The 15,593-nt window shown below is 54.4% G+C and carries 15 protein-coding genes; 5 read left to right on the forward strand and 10 right to left on the reverse strand.

Going from position 1 to position 15,593, the window contains the following annotated elements; all coding sequences use genetic code 11:
- Positions 1–3: 3 nt before the first annotated feature.
- The 3 genes from DHN10_RS17105 to DHN10_RS17115 all read right to left on the reverse strand — a co-directional run bounded on the left by DHN10_RS17105 (position 4) and on the right by DHN10_RS17115 (position 2,720).
- Positions 4–516: an SRPBCC family protein gene (locus tag DHN10_RS17105; RefSeq protein WP_108816580.1), complete on the reverse strand. Its 513-nt coding sequence runs from the start codon at positions 514–516 to the stop codon at positions 4–6.
- A gap of 61 nt (positions 517–577) precedes the next feature.
- Positions 578–1,903 (reverse strand): MATE family efflux transporter, encoded by a 1,326-nt coding sequence (locus DHN10_RS17110; RefSeq protein WP_159087040.1) that lies wholly within the window; start codon positions 1,901–1,903, stop codon positions 578–580.
- A 268-nt stretch (positions 1,904–2,171) separates the two neighbouring features.
- Positions 2,172–2,720, reverse strand: a complete 549-nt coding sequence (locus DHN10_RS17115) for a hypothetical protein (RefSeq protein WP_199910707.1) — start codon at positions 2,718–2,720, stop codon at positions 2,172–2,174.
- Positions 2,721–2,870: 150 nt separating this feature from the next.
- Here DHN10_RS17115 and DHN10_RS19790 point away from each other — a divergent pair, with 150 nt between their 5' ends.
- Positions 2,871–3,026: a hypothetical protein gene (locus tag DHN10_RS19790; RefSeq protein WP_159087041.1), complete on the forward strand. Its 156-nt coding sequence runs from the start codon at positions 2,871–2,873 to the stop codon at positions 3,024–3,026.
- A gap of 69 nt (positions 3,027–3,095) precedes the next feature.
- Here DHN10_RS19790 and DHN10_RS17120 read toward each other — a convergent pair whose 3' ends face one another.
- Genes DHN10_RS17120 through DHN10_RS17125 form a run of 3 tightly spaced genes read right to left on the reverse strand, consistent with a single transcriptional unit; the run spans position 3,096 to position 5,013 of the window.
- A complete protein-coding gene (locus tag DHN10_RS17120; RefSeq protein ID WP_199910708.1) occupies positions 3,096–3,845 on the reverse strand; it encodes an isoprenylcysteine carboxylmethyltransferase family protein in 750 nt (249 codons plus the stop codon).
- A 36-nt stretch (positions 3,846–3,881) separates the two neighbouring features.
- The gene (locus DHN10_RS19795; RefSeq protein WP_159087042.1) at positions 3,882–4,052 is read right to left on the reverse strand and encodes a hypothetical protein; all 171 of its coding nucleotides are present in this window, start codon (positions 4,050–4,052) and stop codon (positions 3,882–3,884) included.
- A 16-nt stretch (positions 4,053–4,068) separates the two neighbouring features.
- Complete coding sequence (locus tag DHN10_RS17125; protein ID WP_108816582.1) at positions 4,069–5,013, reverse strand: homocysteine S-methyltransferase family protein; 945 nt, start codon at positions 5,011–5,013, stop codon at positions 4,069–4,071.
- A gap of 120 nt (positions 5,014–5,133) precedes the next feature.
- On the opposite strand from DHN10_RS17125, the gene DHN10_RS17130 reads away from it, so the two are divergent.
- Positions 5,134–6,753: an alpha/beta hydrolase gene (locus DHN10_RS17130; RefSeq protein ID WP_108816583.1), complete on the forward strand. Its 1,620-nt coding sequence runs from the start codon at positions 5,134–5,136 to the stop codon at positions 6,751–6,753.
- 113 nt (positions 6,754–6,866) lie between these two features.
- Positions 6,867–7,190, forward strand: a complete 324-nt coding sequence (locus DHN10_RS17135; protein ID WP_108816584.1) for a dihydrodipicolinate reductase — start codon at positions 6,867–6,869, stop codon at positions 7,188–7,190.
- 63 nt (positions 7,191–7,253) lie between these two features.
- Here DHN10_RS17135 and DHN10_RS17140 read toward each other — a convergent pair whose 3' ends face one another.
- Positions 7,254–8,198, reverse strand: coding sequence for a homocysteine S-methyltransferase family protein (locus tag DHN10_RS17140; RefSeq protein ID WP_108816585.1), 945 nt, complete (start codon positions 8,196–8,198; stop codon positions 7,254–7,256).
- A gap of 59 nt (positions 8,199–8,257) precedes the next feature.
- Positions 8,258–9,652, reverse strand: coding sequence for an FAD-binding oxidoreductase (locus DHN10_RS17145; RefSeq protein ID WP_108816586.1), 1,395 nt, complete (start codon positions 9,650–9,652; stop codon positions 8,258–8,260).
- Positions 9,653–9,796: 144 nt separating this feature from the next.
- Here DHN10_RS17145 and DHN10_RS17150 point away from each other — a divergent pair, with 144 nt between their 5' ends.
- Positions 9,797–10,834 carry a GlxA family transcriptional regulator gene (locus DHN10_RS17150; protein WP_159087043.1) on the forward strand — a complete coding sequence of 346 codons (1,038 nt, stop codon included), beginning with the start codon at positions 9,797–9,799 and terminating at the stop codon, positions 10,832–10,834.
- A 257-nt stretch (positions 10,835–11,091) separates the two neighbouring features.
- On the opposite strand, the gene DHN10_RS17155 is transcribed toward DHN10_RS17150, so the two are convergent.
- Positions 11,092–11,781, reverse strand: coding sequence for a glutathione S-transferase family protein (locus DHN10_RS17155; RefSeq protein WP_108816588.1), 690 nt, complete (start codon positions 11,779–11,781; stop codon positions 11,092–11,094).
- Between the two features lie 226 nt (positions 11,782–12,007).
- Between DHN10_RS17155 and DHN10_RS17160 the strand changes: the two genes are divergently transcribed.
- Positions 12,008–12,322: a hypothetical protein gene (locus DHN10_RS17160; RefSeq protein WP_108816589.1), complete on the forward strand. Its 315-nt coding sequence runs from the start codon at positions 12,008–12,010 to the stop codon at positions 12,320–12,322.
- A gap of 18 nt (positions 12,323–12,340) precedes the next feature.
- Here DHN10_RS17160 and DHN10_RS17165 read toward each other — a convergent pair whose 3' ends face one another.
- Positions 12,341–15,592, reverse strand: coding sequence for a conjugal transfer protein TraG N-terminal domain-containing protein (locus DHN10_RS17165; protein ID WP_108816590.1), 3,252 nt, complete (start codon positions 15,590–15,592; stop codon positions 12,341–12,343).
- Between the last annotated feature and the right edge of the window lies 1 nt (position 15,593).

The raw sequence follows: 15,593 nt of genomic DNA on the forward strand, positions 1-15,593 counted from the left end.
GGTCTATCCTTTGTTTAGTTTGACGGAGTCGGAGATCTGCTGTTCTGCAGTTGAAAACCGGGTGAGTGTGTGACTTTCTGGATTGGGTTTTGCCGTGCGGACCGTCTCGCACCAACGCTTTAGTCCACGGTTCTCTTGCATCAGAGCAAGCCAGATCAACGGGGCAAGGCAAACCGCAGATATCAACGCAACGGGCCCAATTAGTTGGACCTTCAAGGTGCATTTGGTTCCACTGCCTTGGCTGGCCACTTTATGGGTCGCCTGCAAACGAAAGGCTTTGCCAGAGGTTTCCCAAACAAAGTAACGACCGTCCTCAATCTCTGTCACTGTCCAGACTTTTCTTGATTGCATCGGCTGTTTGATGCTGGCCTGACTGCCGATCCCAAAGCTTAACTTGTCCAACCGGCGTGCGGTCTGAACTGTTGGTGCCCAATACGGCCAACTGTCGATGTCTGTTGTTTCCTCCCAGACCTCCTGGATCGGACAGGCGATGAATGTGCTGTGTTTGATCAACATATACGTTGTCTCCTGGTTGGGTGCGGTCTGTTGGGCAGCTGGAACTGGGCGCTCGCGCCGGTCATGCTGCTCTCCATGCTCGATAGATGCGCGGCAGGGACCAGCGCGTGTGCGCTGCTGATTGGGCGAGGCGCACCAATGTCAAAAGCGTTGTCAGAACCATTCCAAACAATAAACCGGTCCAAACGCCTGTGATCCCCATCTGCTCAACTTCACAAAGATAGATGCCCAAAGGCGCGCCGATGACCCAGTTACCGGCGATGGTGAACAGCATGGGCGCGCGCGTGTCTTTGCGCCCGCGCAAAATGCCAGCCGCGGCCAGACAGGGGCTCTCAAATAGCTCGATGACGCCAAGCAAAAGCAGAAGTCCCGCCGCAAGACTAGCCGTGGCACCGAATTGACCGGCTCCGAGGAATGCCGTGGCAAGTGGGTCGGCTCCCGCGGCCAAACATGCAAACAACAAAACGCCTCCAGCCAAACCCAGCCAGATACTGGACCGTATGACCGAATGTTGCAGCGCTTGATCGCCCAGTGTTTCGGCGCGCGCCATGCGCACCATCGCGGCTTGAAGAAGTGCCATGGGGATTGCATAGGCCACGCCCGCGACCCTTAGTACCAGAACATGTGCAGCGGCCTCGGCAGCTCCGAGCGTCGCGGCATAGATTGTGGCGCCAAGGTAGACACCGACCTCGGCGACAGCTGTGATGCCGATTGGCAGCCCGACCCGTAGTACGGCGAACAGCTCGCTCCAATCAAACCGAATGGTTTCTGACTTCGTCGTCTTAACCCGACCGATGACAACCATCACGACAAGGATTGTCGAAGCGACCAAAAATGACGAAACGCCTGCGCCAGTCACACCAAGTGCTGGCACCGGGCCGACGCCCACCATCAGAGCATAATTGAAGCCTGCATTCAGGGGCAGCATGACAAGCGTGACACAAAGAAAAACACGTGGCCGCTCTGCGGCGGTCAGCATTGTCCGATAGAGAACCACGCCCAGCATTGGAAGTAATGTCACCGCCATCGCCTGAGTATAGCCACGCCCGTGGTCCAGAAGCGCGGGATCGATACCCATCGGGCGCAACCAGTCTGGGGCGCTCCAAACGATTGGCACCAGAAGGGCGGCGACAAGCAGCGCTCCAACCCAGCCGATCCTTTGCAAGCGGACTTGTGCGTTTGCGTCGGCGCGGACGACAGCAGCTGTGTAGAAAGGGGCGAGGCCGCCAAGAATACCGGCCCCGAAGTAGTAGAGGATGGAGTAAAGATCGCTGCCGACTGCAACGGCTGCCAAAGCCTCGGCACCGAACAGTCGCGCGACCATGGCCGCATCGGTAACGCTCATCCCCATCGAGACAAGCGCGATTGCGGCGATCGGCGTCGCCAACCGAAGAAGCGACCGTGCCTCTGCAAATCTGGCGGCGCCTTTTGCGGCATTAGCGGGGAGCGCATGTGATATGTCGAAGGAATTCATGATGATACCGAAGAATGAAGCTGTAGCCCCTGTCCAATGTCGGGCTGCGCCAAGGTGAATATGAATGCAGTTGTGGGAGTCGGCGGGCAGATTTGCGCGCCGACTTGTAAGTTCACGAAGGTCCAAGGACGGTTTCTTGATCCAAGACACCAGTACCGCCACAGTGGCATTTGGGATCTGGCTAGGACGCGTCCTGCTGCTGCCCAAGTTCGATCTGCAGGCGCACACCGTAGCCGTCGCTCATACCAAGCATGACTTGGCTGATCTCGGCTGGTGCATCCGCATAGTCGCCTGTGCCGCCGGTGACAGCGCGTGTGACAGCGACGTCAACATCTGCCAGTTCGGGGCCGTGAGTGATCAGGAGATCACCGTCGGTGAACTGGATGATCTGGCGCGTGATGACGATTGTGCCGGATTCAGTGCGCATGCCATCGCCCACTAGGTAGCCGTCGCAAGTCCAGGTACCGATCACGAAGTCCGGAAATGCAGGTTTTCCGTTGGGAAGAGTGCCTTCGAGGCCGCCATCCAGCGTCCCAGCCGGATAGACGTACCCTTGGGTAATGAATGCGTTGCCATAGGCAGGCATTCCGTCATCGAAGACCGGTGCTTCGGCGAAGGCAAAACGGCTGATGTCTTCGGCCACGTCAAAAGACGTCAGCATTCCATCAGCCTGCGCAGAAAACGCGGTCGAGGCCAACGCCGCAGCAAGAGTGAATTTGTGGGGTTTCATTGAGTTTCCTTTTTCGATTCAAGTTTGGGTTTGCGGTTGTGCCGTTTTGGCACGTCGCTTGGTGTCGGCCCGCCTGTAAGGCGAGCCGATAATCTTTAAAAATGTCGCTTGTCAGAGTGATTAGAGGCCGTAAGGGCCAGGACTGGTCTGATGCGTGACCAGGTCTTCGAACCCGATGTCGCGCAGGACATGATTGGGGAGCTGGGTAAGACGCCTCAGTTCTTGGCGGTGCCGTCGATCAGCCCGATAAATTCGCATCCGATGGCGCAAGGCCACGAGAAAACGGGAGGGTGCGTCGACGCGTGATTTCAATGTCAGTTCCATGGTTAATCCTTTGATGTGTAGCGAACGCTCGGATGCGCCCGGTTAAATTGGTCAATCGCGAAGTCTTGCCCGGTGTTTCGAGCCGTTACGCAGGCGCGGCACCAGCATCGGCACGCGATGGCGGTAGGCCGCGTAATCGTCGCCAAACTCGCGAAGGAGGGCGCGTTCTTCGAATTGCAGGCCAATCAGGATGTAGGCGAGCATGACGACAGCAAAGAGCAGACCCCCGACGGTCATCTCGGGCACCGAGAAGACGACAAGCAGGATCCCCAGCTGCAAGGGGTGGCGCACAATTCTGTAGGGCAGTGGCGTGCGAAAACGTGAGGTAGAGGCAGAGGTGTCGTTCAGATTGCACCAGGCCTGACGCAGTCCGGTGAACTCGAAATGGTCGAGTGCGAAGGTTGACACGACGATCAGAACTACCCCGCTGAAGAAGACGGACAGCAGTACGACCTGAGCAATGCCATCGGCGCGCCAAACCACATCCGGTATCGACTGCCAAAACAGCATAATCACTGCCAACAGGACCGAAGATTGCAGAACGTATGTTGCGCGTTCAGCGGACTTTGGAATGATCTTGGTCCATTGCCGCTTGAACGCTGAACGCGCCATTACGCTGTGTACCAATCCGAAGAGCGAGATCAGAAGAATGTTGATCGCGGCTGCCTGAGGCAAAGGTGAGCCAGTATTCGCCGTACGGATTGAACCGAAATCAAGCAGAAATGCCATAAGCCAAACAAAAACGGCCAGGAAGGCGACATATGACGCAATGGCATAGGCCATAATGAGGATGCGGAGCATGATGCTCTCCATTTTAATTATTTCAGCGGCTTGGCTCTAGATTTTCGTAGATTGCCAAGCGCGCAGTTGAGATTTCGGTCGCGCCGGTGGGAAACCCAATTCGGTCAATGCCTGGGCATCCAAATACCTGGTCAGTGCCGCGAACTTTTTGCGGGCGGTCCAGTTGTCACGAAATCGGCGGAGCGAGTCACCAAGCAGATGGGTCATTGCATTTCTCCTTTGATCAGTCGGCATGCAGCGCGTCGCAGATATTTGCGATGTGCCGATGGTCGGTGCCGCAACACCCCCCGAAAACGTTTAGATTGGGCAAAAGGCGCGTGATTTCGGAATATTGCTGAGCAAGTTCGCTCGGGTTTCCGTCATCCAGTTCGGCGCTCCCGTCGAGTTCCGCGTGGGACATGCGTGACGCATTGCAACGCAGCCCTTGGATGCGTTGCACCCAGTCCCCACCTTGCTCCAACATGTCGCTAAAGTGGTCCGGGTGGGCACAATTGATCATGTAGTAAGCCGGCTTACGAACACAGCTCGCGTCGACTTCTGCAATTGCGTCAGCCAGCGTTTCGCCTGTGGGCAGGCGTCCGTCAGTCTCCAATGTAAAACTGATCACGCTGGGAAGATCGCGATCAGCAGCCGCCCGCGCAATGCCAATTGCTTCGGGCGTGTTTGTGATGGTGATTGCGGACACCATATCTACGCCATTGTCTGCAAACACGCCGACCTGAAACGCGTGATACTCTTCAGCGTCGCTTGCGGTCATGATGCTTAACGGGTCATACCCATCGCCGCGCGGACCGATCACACCGTTGACGATGACGTTGGCACCTTGTCCGAATTCCCGACGAAGCCCGTGGGCAAACGTTACGGCCTCACGGTTAATCTCGACGTGATCGCCTTTGGCATAGCCAAGCAGGTCTAGCCAATCAGGGCTAGACCGCCACGTATTGGTGTCGAGGATGAAACCAGCATCGTGTTGGCGGGCCGTTTCCATGAGCGGGGCTATATACTCCTTGATCGCAGCGCGGCCATCTTCGGTGCGGAGCATCGGAAAAAATGCAAAGTGGGGCATGTCGTAGCCCTTGTGGAACAACATTGAGGTTTCAAAACCGGCCTCTGTCACAAATGTCCGATCGGTCTGGTGCGGCAGTTTTTGGCCGTTTGTCGTAGTCATATCTTGCTCTCCGGTCTGATTGAGTTGAGACCGTTGTGACGGTTGACCGTGTGCACCAGCGTTGTAACGAGCGTTGGAATTGCGTAGAATTTCCGTTGAATTATGAGCTTTTTTAGAAGAATGACCTCTATTTTACACATGTCTCTATTGGGTGAGCTGACAGTGACTGCAGACAGCGGTGAGATCGCTTTGCCTGCATCGCGAAAGACGCGCGCTTTGCTCGGCTATCTAGCAGCAACAGGACGACCAATCCGCCGCGAGCGTCTTTGCGAGTTGTTTTGGGACCTGCCTGACGATCCGCGAGCGTCGCTTCGCTGGGCACTTAGCAAGGTCCGCAAAATTGTCGATAGAGACGGCATAAGGCGCATCATTGCCGATCGAGAGCGGGTCACGCTTGCGCTGGACGACTTCCATGTTGAACTGCGCCATATCTGGGTCAGGTTGCACGATGATCCACCGTTTATTCCGCCGTCCGAGCTTCGCGATATGGCTGAATTATTTGAACGTCCATTTCTGGATGGGCTGGAGAGTACGGGGACTGAAATCTTCCAGCATTGGATTGTCTCAGAACGAGAAAATGTGCGGCTGATGCACCTCAATGTTCTGCGGCGGTTGGCGTTGCATCCAGAACTATCCCACGAGGAACGTGTGATGTGGGCTAGGCGGTGGCAGGACGAGACACCGGTTGAGGAAGAAGCTGCGCGCAGCTTGATAAAGGCGCTGGCCATGTCCGGTCGACTTGAAGAAGCGCGCGAGTCTGACGCGAGCTTTCATGTATCTGCAAAGGAGGCAGGACTGCCTGCGGTCGGATCGCTTCTGCCTGATTTGCAAGAGCTATCAGATGAGGCCACCGCCGTGGAACGCCCCGCTGAAACCACACCAAGTCGCATGTTGCGCAAGCAGAAGATCGGTTTCTGTCGGGCCCGTGATGGCGCACGCATTGCCTATGCAACGGTTGGAGACGGACCACCGCTGGTCAAAGCAGCCAATTGGTTGAACCACCTAGAGCTTGATTGGAACAGCCCGATCTGGGGGCCCACATTCGCCGCCTGTGCGAATGAAAGGACCTTCATACGTTATGATGAACGCGGTAATGGTCTTTCAGACTGGAACGTGAATGACATCGGTTTTGAAGCCTTTGTGCGTGATCTGGAAACTGTCGTTGATGCGCTTGGACTTGAACGGTTTCCGCTTTTGGGCATCTCGCAGGGATGCGCGGTTTCAATCGAATATGCCGTGCGCCATCCTGAACGGGTTTCCGGGCTTATCCTCATAGGAGGTTATGCGACCGGGTGGCGTATTGGGGCCAGCGCTGAGGAACAAGCGCGTCGTGAAGCCGTCTTGACGCTCACGCAGCACGGTTGGGGGACGTCGAACCCAGCTTATCGGCACATATTTTCGCAAACGTTCATGCCCGATTCAAACCTGCAAGACCTGGAGTGGTTCGATGAGTTTCAACGACAGACGACTTCGCCCGAAAACGCAGTTCGTTTTCAAGAAGCCTTCGGTCATATTGATGTGCGTGAGAGCCTTCGCAAAGTTGGCGCGCCCACCATTGTTTTCCACGCCCGCGACGATCAGCGAATTTCAATCAATCAAGGACGTGAACTTGCCGCTGGCATTCCCGACGCTGAATTTGTTCCCTTGGAAAGTAAGAACCACATCCTGCTTGGGCATGAACCTGCGTGGTTGAGATGCGTTGAGGAAACCGTGGCCTTTTTAGAGAAGCACGGAATTTAGATGAGGGACCAGTATTTTTGCTGCCTCATTTTCTGGCCGACCCCTTTGTTGCCGCGCAAGTGGAGCTAGGGTTGAGGTACTGTGAAATACGCCAAGGACACGAGGGAACATAGATGAACGACGAGATAGATTGGCTCCGTGTGAATACGGCAAGGGAATTTCGTGAATGCGTCACGGGAAGGGTTCTGACCGGAGACGGCCTGAAATTCATCATCTCGCCCGACGGCAAAATTTCTGGCACAGCCGGTGGCAAGAGTTTTTCTGGAGCATGGGTATGGCGTGACGGTTTTTTCTGTCGAACCGCCGAGCTTGAAGGAGAGGACCTCGGCGCAGACTGTGAAGTAATTGAGGTGGCGAGAGGGCTGATGCGTTATACAAGAGACAAGGGAACTGGGCCTTCGGCCATCGTCGATATTGGCGACTTGGTATCGGAATGACCTGCGCTCATTCACATCTGGTTTCCTCGCTCGCTTGCGGCCCAGTTTGATGGCGTAAGCTGATCATGTGGCAGCTAATAGCGCCCGCCCAATCTTCTCAACATGGACAAAATCCGTGCCGCAACACCCGCCAAATACATTCATTTTTGGGTGCGTAGCCCGGATGTCAACATACTGCCCCGCCAATTCATCTGGATTGCCTTCTTCCAGATGACCCAACTTGCACAAAGTACCGTGATCCAAAGAGGACGCGTTGGCCCGCAGACCACGGATGCGGTTTACCCAAGGCTCGTCGGTCAGTTCAGGGCCGAAATCTACAGGATGAGAACAATTAATCATGTAATAAGCGGGCGCTTTGGATGTCGCGGCGTCAACACTTTGGATAGCCTGTTCTAGCGTTTCTCCACTTCGAAGCTTGCGATCCTTTTCGATTGTGAATGCTATGATCGAAGGCAACCCTGCTTTGGCTGAGGCCCTTGCGATACCAATCGCCTCTTCGGTCGTGCTTAGCGTAAGTGCTGTTACGACATCGGCGCCGGCGGTTTTGAATGTCTCTATCTGTTCGCTGTGGTAGCTCTCGGCACCTTCTGCGCTTAAGCCAAGATTTCTCAAATAGGCATCGCCCTTCGGCCCGATGCAACCGCTTAGAACAGTATCTTCCGTGGCCAGACCGGCCGCTGCAGCACATTCGCGATAAAGCTCAAGGCATTTGTGGTTCATCTCTGCCAGTCCTTCGGCTGAGTATCCAAGCAACGCCCCCCAGTCCCGACTTGCACGATAGGTCAGGCTGTCGAAGATGAAAGGCGTTCCAAGTTCCACTGCAACATGGGCGAAGGCGGCGTAATATTCCCGCAATGCTACGGTCGCCCGTTTGTCGTTCAGCAGATGGAAGGCGCTGAAATTCGGAAGTTCGAACCCGCGCTTGTACATAAGCCAAGTTTCCGACCCGCCATCGGTCAGGAAAATTTCGTCCGTTTGATGCGGTAATCGAGGTGATCGCTGCAACATCGTCTGCTCCCCTTTTGAAATTCTTACGGAGTTTTTGTTGGTTAGAAGCTACGCAAAACCTAAGTCTGCGGCGCGATGTTTTGATTGAAGCGAAAACGGTTCTGCGGATCGTATTTGGTCTTTACTTTAACAAGCCGTTCGTAATTCGGACCGAAACTGGTCTGCGTCAGCGACGCGTTGTCCTCACCATGTCCTGCAAAGTTAAGGTAAGCACGCCCATGATGGCCGAAGCGCTCGGAATTGGACCAGCCGTCACGAGACCAAGCGATGTTCACTTCATCGTCCACTTGATCGGTCCAGACGCCATCCAATGAATACATCCATCCCATAGACCGGTCGCCAAACGCGGTTGCGTTTGCTGGTACTCTTGCTGTCGCGCCGCCAAAGTTCCAAAGAGAAGAAAGTGAGCTATCCGAAGGGGCTGCTAAAGCGTTGGCCATGGCAAGATCAATCATCTCGTCAGTGAGGTCGGTCAGATAGCGGGCTTTCCAGTAACAGCGAAACTCTCCGGCAGGCATAAGCGTGTCAAACAGTTGTTGTACGTCGCAGTAGTTCATCCGTCCGGAAAAATCGGCCGACATCTCGCCAAGTTCTCGAAGCGGCTGGAGAAGCGCCTCTCCTTCAGCGGCGTCACCGTTGTAGACGCAAGCGAGGGTGAAGACTCGCTTACCCCAGTGTTCCTCAGGGAAGTCCTCGCCCCCTGCGGTGGCAAACTCGCAAAGCGATCCAACTTTGTCACCGTGTTTAGCAAGAAAGTCGCGCCATGCCCGAATGGGTTCGGGACCGTCTTCTACGAGGTAGATTGGAGCAGCGAACATGACTTCTGGACCAATGGCGTGAAGCGCGAATTCGAACTGTACGACGACACCAAAATTGCCACCTCCACCTTGCAGAGCCCAAAGCAGCTCAGGGTTTTCGTCAGCACTTGTGTGGATCAGATTGCCGTCCGCCGTGACGACATCGGCGCCCACAAGATTGTCGATCGACAAACCGTGCTGCGCGCGCAGCCAACCGATGCCACCGGAAAGCGTCAATCCGGCAACTCCGGTATCGGAAATCAACCCACCGGGCGTCGCCAGCCCATGCGCCTGCGTTGCAGCGTCTACGTCACGCCACAACGCGCCGCCCTGGACCTTTGCAATACGTGCCGATGCATCAACGGTCACGTTGCGCATAAGAGAAAGGTCGATCATGACACCACCGTCACAAACGGCATGGCCTGCTACATTGTGCCCTCCACCCCGAATGGAAATAGACAGTTCACTGGCCGCCGCGAACTTGACTGCAGTCTGCACGTCATTCGTCGCTTTGCATCGAGCGATCAGTGCAGGGCGGCGATCAATCATCGCATTCCAAACGCCTCGCGCGTCATCAAATCTCGCGTCCTCGGGGCCAATCATTTCGCCACCAAATTCAAGTGACAGCGTATCGACCGTTTTTCTAAAGTCATCCATCTTGTACTTCCTTTTCAAACCTGTTTCCGGGCTATCCCAATACAACAGTTGAGCAGAGTGGCATCACGGCCAAGAAAGGGGCATAATAGACAAGTGACCATGGCATATTTGCCAATACCGCGCCTAATTGGACAAGGAGCAGTCATGACCCAAACTAAAAAGCCCCTGATTGTGCTTCTCGCTGCACCAGAAACATCAGCCTCTGTTCTCTATGGACTGTATGATGTCTTGCTATCAGTAGGCGCAGTTTATTCCGATATGGTATCTGGATCGCCAGGCGACGAATTGTTGAACATTAAGATCGCGTCTGCAGACGGAAAACCATTTCATTGCATTGGCAATATCCCGGTTGAACCGCATATGTCAGCTGACAACCAAGTGACACCCGATGCCATCGTTATCTGTGATATGTACACGTCGATCTATGATGTCCCCAAGGGCCGGTATCCCCGAGAAATTGCTTGGTTACGAAAGATGCACACGGATGGGGCGATCCTTACGTCCGTCTGTTCCGGATCACTCCTTCTTGCCGAAGCAGGTCTCTTGGACGGTAAAGAAGCGACAGCACATTGGGCGTATCGTGATATGTTTCAGCGCCATTATCCCAAGATCGCCTTTCGCAATGAATCGATTTTGTGTTTGGCCGCTGAGACTGACCGCCTCGTGACGGCGGGTGGCGTCAGCGCGTGGCATGATCTGGCCGTCTACTTGATCGCGAGGTTCTGTGGCTACCAACATGCGGTCGAAACAGCAAAAGTCTTCCTGATCAGCGGTCATTCTGAAGGCCAGTCACCTTATTCTGTCATGACCCGACCGATGGAAACATCAGATGCACAAATTTCCGACTGTCAAGTTTGGATCGCTGACAACTACGCTCTTACAAAGCCGGTCGAGCAAATGGTTGTGCGATCCGGCCTAAACCCTCGAACCTTTTCGCGCCGGTTCCGGTCCGCAACTGGCTTTGCGCCCATAGAATATGTTCAGGCGCTCAGAATAGAAGAAGCGAAGCAGATGCTAGAAACGGATGCCCAATCTGTAGACGATGTTGGATGTTCAGTTGGTTACGAAGATCCAGCATCATTCCGTCGGGTGTTTAAGCGTGGTGTCGGACTTTCTCCGGCTGCGTACCGAAAGAAATTCCGACGAATTTCGCAAATTGCCAAGCCAATTGCGACGAGATGAAACCGAGGGTCGCTTTTTGTAAATCCGACGCGTGGTCCGTGCTGGCAATTCCACGAATGGCCGCTTGTCCCGCTGCACGGCAGAATGGATATTTTGGCTCATGTTCCATTCTTTCTGCTGCGGGCGCGCGCAGCGCGAAATCACTATGACCGGGTTGGGCTCAAACCAGTCATCTGACGGAAACAGTCTGTCAAACTCCACGCATCTAGTGGCATAAGGTCTGCTAAGCGGGACGAAGCTGCCGTTAGATTGCTCCCTCAACTGTTATGAACGGGCGTTCCGTCTGGCTGATATCCGACAACGCCCGGCTCCCACCACCATACAGGATTTTCCATGAAACTGCTTCGATCGTCCAAGCGGTCAAGCAGCGCCTCAAGTTTCGGGTAGTGAGAGAGTTCCAAGTCAATGCCAAGCGGTCGAGCTTGTACAAAACGCACATGCGCTGCAAGGAATACATCCTGCATAGAAATGCAATCAGGCATGAACCCCACGGCAGATTGGTGTATTTGCCCTTCGAGCCAACCAAGTATGTGCGCGAGCTTCTCAGCTGATCGCTTCATATGCCCGTTTTGCGGGGCCTCGACACCTGACCATTTCATTTGAGAAATGATTGTTGCCGCATTTCCAAAGGTTTGGATCGTAGAAAATATCAATTTATCCTGCCACTCATTGTCGGGGCGGAATGCATGCAACGCAAGAGGTGGCTCAACTGCTAGTCGGCTTCGATACGTCGACAAAAGGTATTCGACGATGGTTCCGCTTTCCCATAGCGTTTGATCACCATCCCAGAAAGTCGGAACCTGCAGAGTTGGCGTTGCTGCTGCGCGTTCTTCTGCGCTTGGCGTGGTGATTTCTTCGCGCCGTTCGTAGTCGAGACCAAGCTCATCAAGTACAATCCGCACTGCCCGCGCAAATGGTGATCCGGTCGTGAATAAAAGTGCTCGCATTTTACTCTCCTGACGCGGCCCGCTTTAAGTCTAGTCTACCTGAATGAAATTGTCACTTTGGGCTCTTTGCCGTCGTTCTCTGCGCGCGTTTTGGACGGCTGGTCTGAGATGAGTGCCTACAGTAGTATTTCGCCCCGTCCTGCAAGCGACCCCTAAAAGGACACGCTGTCAAACAATGGTTCGCCCCAAAGTAGCAACGAGGTCGATTGTCTGATATGGTAAAAGCATGTTGTATTCTGTGATCCATAATGCGCGCCGTCGCGGCGTCTTGGGTGCTTTTTTGGGCGCTCTGGCTCCATATGCCTTTTGGGCGTATGAGAACGGAGTTGCATTGGCAGTAGACAGCAACCTGATCGTTTTCGTATGCATGGTGAGTGCGTTCTTTGCCGTCTTAGGATACGGCATTTTTCACGGCGGATTTGGGCGCAAAAGCGTGTTTCCCAGCATGAAAAAAACTGGGATCGATCTAGAGGAGATGGATCAAACTAACCAAAGCGGACAATTCGCATGGATGCGAGACGTTCGCAGTCGTCACCGTTGAAAAGAGGAGGATGAGCGCCTAGCGCTCGTCCTGTGTGCGTCCAGAAAAGACATGGTTGCCAATGCCGACCGTCCCGCCGCTTTCCGCCTCAGTGTTTTTCTGCCACGTCGGCACAAGATTGCTTTGATGACCGTTATTCACATAATCCTGCATCCCAACCGGACTGTAGTAGTGCGTCGCTCCGCCAGTAGGATCGATGGCATTGCCTGAGAACACGTCGTCAACAACGTCACCGATTTGGCGATACAGCTCTGAATCAGTCCGAAGGTCCCGACCAATGTTGTTGCCGGTACCATCAGTGTTCCATGCGGAAAACTGGTTAGGAGCAAAAACAACTTCGGAGGCATCATTGGGGTGTCGATCATCATTGACCCGGTTCCGAATGACAGATGCAACAGCGACCTGACCTTGACGAGTTTCAGAACCTGCTTCAGCTGCAATCGTTCGGATCACCAAGTCACGGTCGCCGGCATCGAGGCTCACAGAGTTAGGTGCATTTGCAGCCGATGGCCGCCACTCAACTCTGTTGCCGTCTTGAACTAACTCGCCGCCTGGTGCCCGGTCAATGAGTTCGCCGGCACCATTGGCCCAAGAATTGGTGTCGGCTTGCGCGTTGCGGCCGGCAATGTTGGAAGCCCGGCCTTCGATTCCGGCAGCACCCGGTCCGACATCATCAATCCTGCCTGATTGGTAGAGAATTTCACTCTCTGCAGCCACTGATCGTTCCGCGAGTGGGGCATGTTCAGGCATCATATGATTGTGGGGGAAACCAGGTACAGGCAATCCGTCATGGCCTGGATCAGTTGGTGTACCTACGGAACCGCTCAAATCCTGCTGTATTTGTGGTTTCACCATTTCATCGATGTACTGTGCAGAAAACTCGCCACGCAGCTCCGCCAAACGGGGGTTGTCGGTGCGACCGTTCATCAACTCAGCGACCTGACCGGCATTCATGCCTCTATCGTCGATCATCCAACTGGCGAAGGCCCCAGATACGTCAAGACGACTGTCATAGAAGTCGCTTTGCGCGCGATCGGCAGCCTCACTGTAGCTGTTGGCGGTTCGGAAATAATTATCTGCAGTCCGGCCCTGGCGCTCGATATCGTCAACAGTGTCCCTGAAACCGTTGTCGCCAGTCGTGTTCAGGTTACCACTCTCGGTATGACTGGCAGATTCAGAAGCACGAGACAGGTTACTAATGGCATTGTCGATGCCTTGACGACGACTTGCCTCAGAGAGGGAATCGTATTTCTCTGCGGACACTCCTTGACGCTCAAGGCTGCCACGGACACCTGCTGACAACCCGCCCCACCCTATGCCAGCGCTTGCATATGTCCCAACCTGGATTGCGGTTTGGCGAGAAATGGAATGTGTTTCCGCAAATCGATCGACAACATCCATGGACTCTGTAAGCGACGCTCTTTCCTCAGAGCTGGTATTGACACCAGATCCAGTTGACCAGGCTTCACCAGTCGTGATGGATTGCATGAATGAGCTGGTGTTCGAGGACAGCTCCGACACGGATCGTTCCCAGCTCTGGCGAAGATTGCTACCAGTCTCGCGCAAATTGCTTGCCGTATCACGTAAAGAAGAAACGACGCTCTGACCGATCGATAGATTTGCGGCCGTGTTCACACGAGAACTACCGCCATCAATGCCGACAGATCCATTCGCGTTTGACGTTATTAGAGAACCATCCTGCCCATAGTAACTTGAGCGTCCCGTATCTGTGAATGGCGAGGTGACATTGCGATTGGCTGAAGTGTTGTCATAGGAGACGTTGTTCCGGGCATAGTTATCCATGCTCACGTTGCGGAAATTGCGGTTACCAACGCTTGTATTGCCATAGGCGAGATTACCTGTCGCCATCTCGCGACCGGTCTCCGACGCGGCGCTTTGCGACACTGCCAACATCGATGTGGCAAGACCCACCATCTTCTGGGTGCCAAAGAAGATTGCGGCAGCAACGAATGGGACAGACATCATCAAATATCCAGCCATAACGGCGACATCTTGACCAATCGAATAGACCCCAAAATGATTGGCCCAATTCATGACACTGTCCGTGTAAGCACCACTGGTCGAGGCGGAGGTAATGGTCTGAAAACGCTCCACGGAGGCGTTCATCATCAAGGAATGCAGAATTGCCGAGAGAGGTTCCCACGAAGCCAGCCACACAAAACCGCCGAAATACCCCCGGACAACAGTCAGGGCAAACGGGGTCATCATAAGAGCCAGGGCGATCGGAAACGCGCCGTAGTAAAGGTTCTCGAAGACGATCTTGAGGTAGGGCACCCAACTCAGAGCATTGGATCCAATCGCCTGATAACTCGACCTGGTTTGAACTTCGGCGCGCGCCGACTGCAGGTGTTGCAGCGCGGCTGCGTTGCCGGTTGCGGATATGCCACGATTTGCGGCGTCATCAAAGGCGGCGATCAGCATCGATTGCTTGATGTGGTCTTCAGCAGCGGTCGACGCATAGCCAGCGAAAGTCGCAAAATCGGATATCGTCGCCCGCAAGTCATTGATGGCAAGAGTGGGATCACCACCTTGGAAGGTCGACGCCGCTTGTGCACCCAACACGACGTCCACCTCAGCATTGATTTGACTGACAATGTCGGGCCACCCGTCAGCGCAGGTCCGCGTCGTCTGTGTGACGACATCATAGTAAGCAAGAGACGCCGGCATGTTGGCCGTGATCGTGGCTTCAAGGTTTCCAGAGCGGGTCACAAGTTCGGGTGAGATGTAGCGAAGATCGACGGCATCGATGACGCATTGATCAAAGAAGTTTGTCAGGTTTTCGTGCACGCTCGATGTAACGGCACGCCAGCGAGCAGATTTCGTCATCAGGGTTGCCCCAAAGAGCATACCGTGACGCTGATAAGCGAGGTTGGTTGGCGGCGAAAAAAGCGTTTCCATCTGGGTGGTCAGAACATCCGACACGCGCGATGTGAACGAGCCAACATAGGCAACGGACGTAGGTACATTGTCTACCGTCGCAAACCATAGTGGACCCTTCGTCTTGTCGAAAATGATGACGTCCGACTTGTCAGCAACACTCAGACCACCAACAAGGCCTATGACGACGTATGCCTTGATCGCTTGTTTGAAATCACCACCAAAGACGAGCTGGAAAACCAGAACAATGAGCCCTACCAGTAGCGCCAAGTTTACCATCGCTAAAGCATTTCCGGTATTGAAGAACGCAGCAACGGCATTGAGCGTGGTGGTTAGATACTCGCCGCCACCCGTTGAGTAGATTTCCAGCATA

Origin of the sequence: Loktanella sp. Alg231-35 (genome assembly GCF_900143545.1) — a bacterium.
GTDB lineage: Bacteria > Pseudomonadota > Alphaproteobacteria > Rhodobacterales > Rhodobacteraceae > Yoonia.

Bases quoted from the DNA above. Each gene is read 5' to 3' on its own strand.
- DHN10_RS17155 (WP_108816588.1), bottom strand. From the start codon at position 11,781: ATGCGAGCACTTTTATTCACGACCGGATCACCATTTGCGCGGGCAGTG.
- DHN10_RS17160 (WP_108816589.1), top strand. From the start codon at position 12,008: ATGTTGTATTCTGTGATCCATAATGCGCGCCGTCGCGGCGTCTTGGGT.
- DHN10_RS17105 (WP_108816580.1), bottom strand. From the start codon at position 516: ATGTTGATCAAACACAGCACATTCATCGCCTGTCCGATCCAGGAGGTC.
- DHN10_RS17130 (WP_108816583.1), top strand. From the start codon at position 5,134: ATGACCTCTATTTTACACATGTCTCTATTGGGTGAGCTGACAGTGACT.
- DHN10_RS17150 (WP_159087043.1), top strand. From the start codon at position 9,797: ATGACCCAAACTAAAAAGCCCCTGATTGTGCTTCTCGCTGCACCAGAA.
- DHN10_RS17140 (WP_108816585.1), bottom strand. From the start codon at position 8,198: ATGTTGCAGCGATCACCTCGATTACCGCATCAAACGGACGAAATTTTC.
- DHN10_RS17120 (WP_199910708.1), bottom strand. From the start codon at position 3,845: ATGCTCCGCATCCTCATTATGGCCTATGCCATTGCGTCATATGTCGCC.
- DHN10_RS17165 (WP_108816590.1), bottom strand. From the start codon at position 15,592: ATGCTGGAAATCTACTCAACGGGTGGCGGCGAGTATCTAACCACCACG.
- DHN10_RS19790 (WP_159087041.1), top strand. From the start codon at position 2,871: ATGCGTGACCAGGTCTTCGAACCCGATGTCGCGCAGGACATGATTGGG.
- DHN10_RS17145 (WP_108816586.1), bottom strand. From the start codon at position 9,652: ATGGATGACTTTAGAAAAACGGTCGATACGCTGTCACTTGAATTTGGT.
- DHN10_RS17135 (WP_108816584.1), top strand. From the start codon at position 6,867: ATGAACGACGAGATAGATTGGCTCCGTGTGAATACGGCAAGGGAATTT.
- DHN10_RS17125 (WP_108816582.1), bottom strand. From the start codon at position 5,013: ATGACTACGACAAACGGCCAAAAACTGCCGCACCAGACCGATCGGACA.
- DHN10_RS17115 (WP_199910707.1), bottom strand. From the start codon at position 2,720: ATGAAACCCCACAAATTCACTCTTGCTGCGGCGTTGGCCTCGACCGCG.
- DHN10_RS19795 (WP_159087042.1), bottom strand. From the start codon at position 4,052: ATGACCCATCTGCTTGGTGACTCGCTCCGCCGATTTCGTGACAACTGG.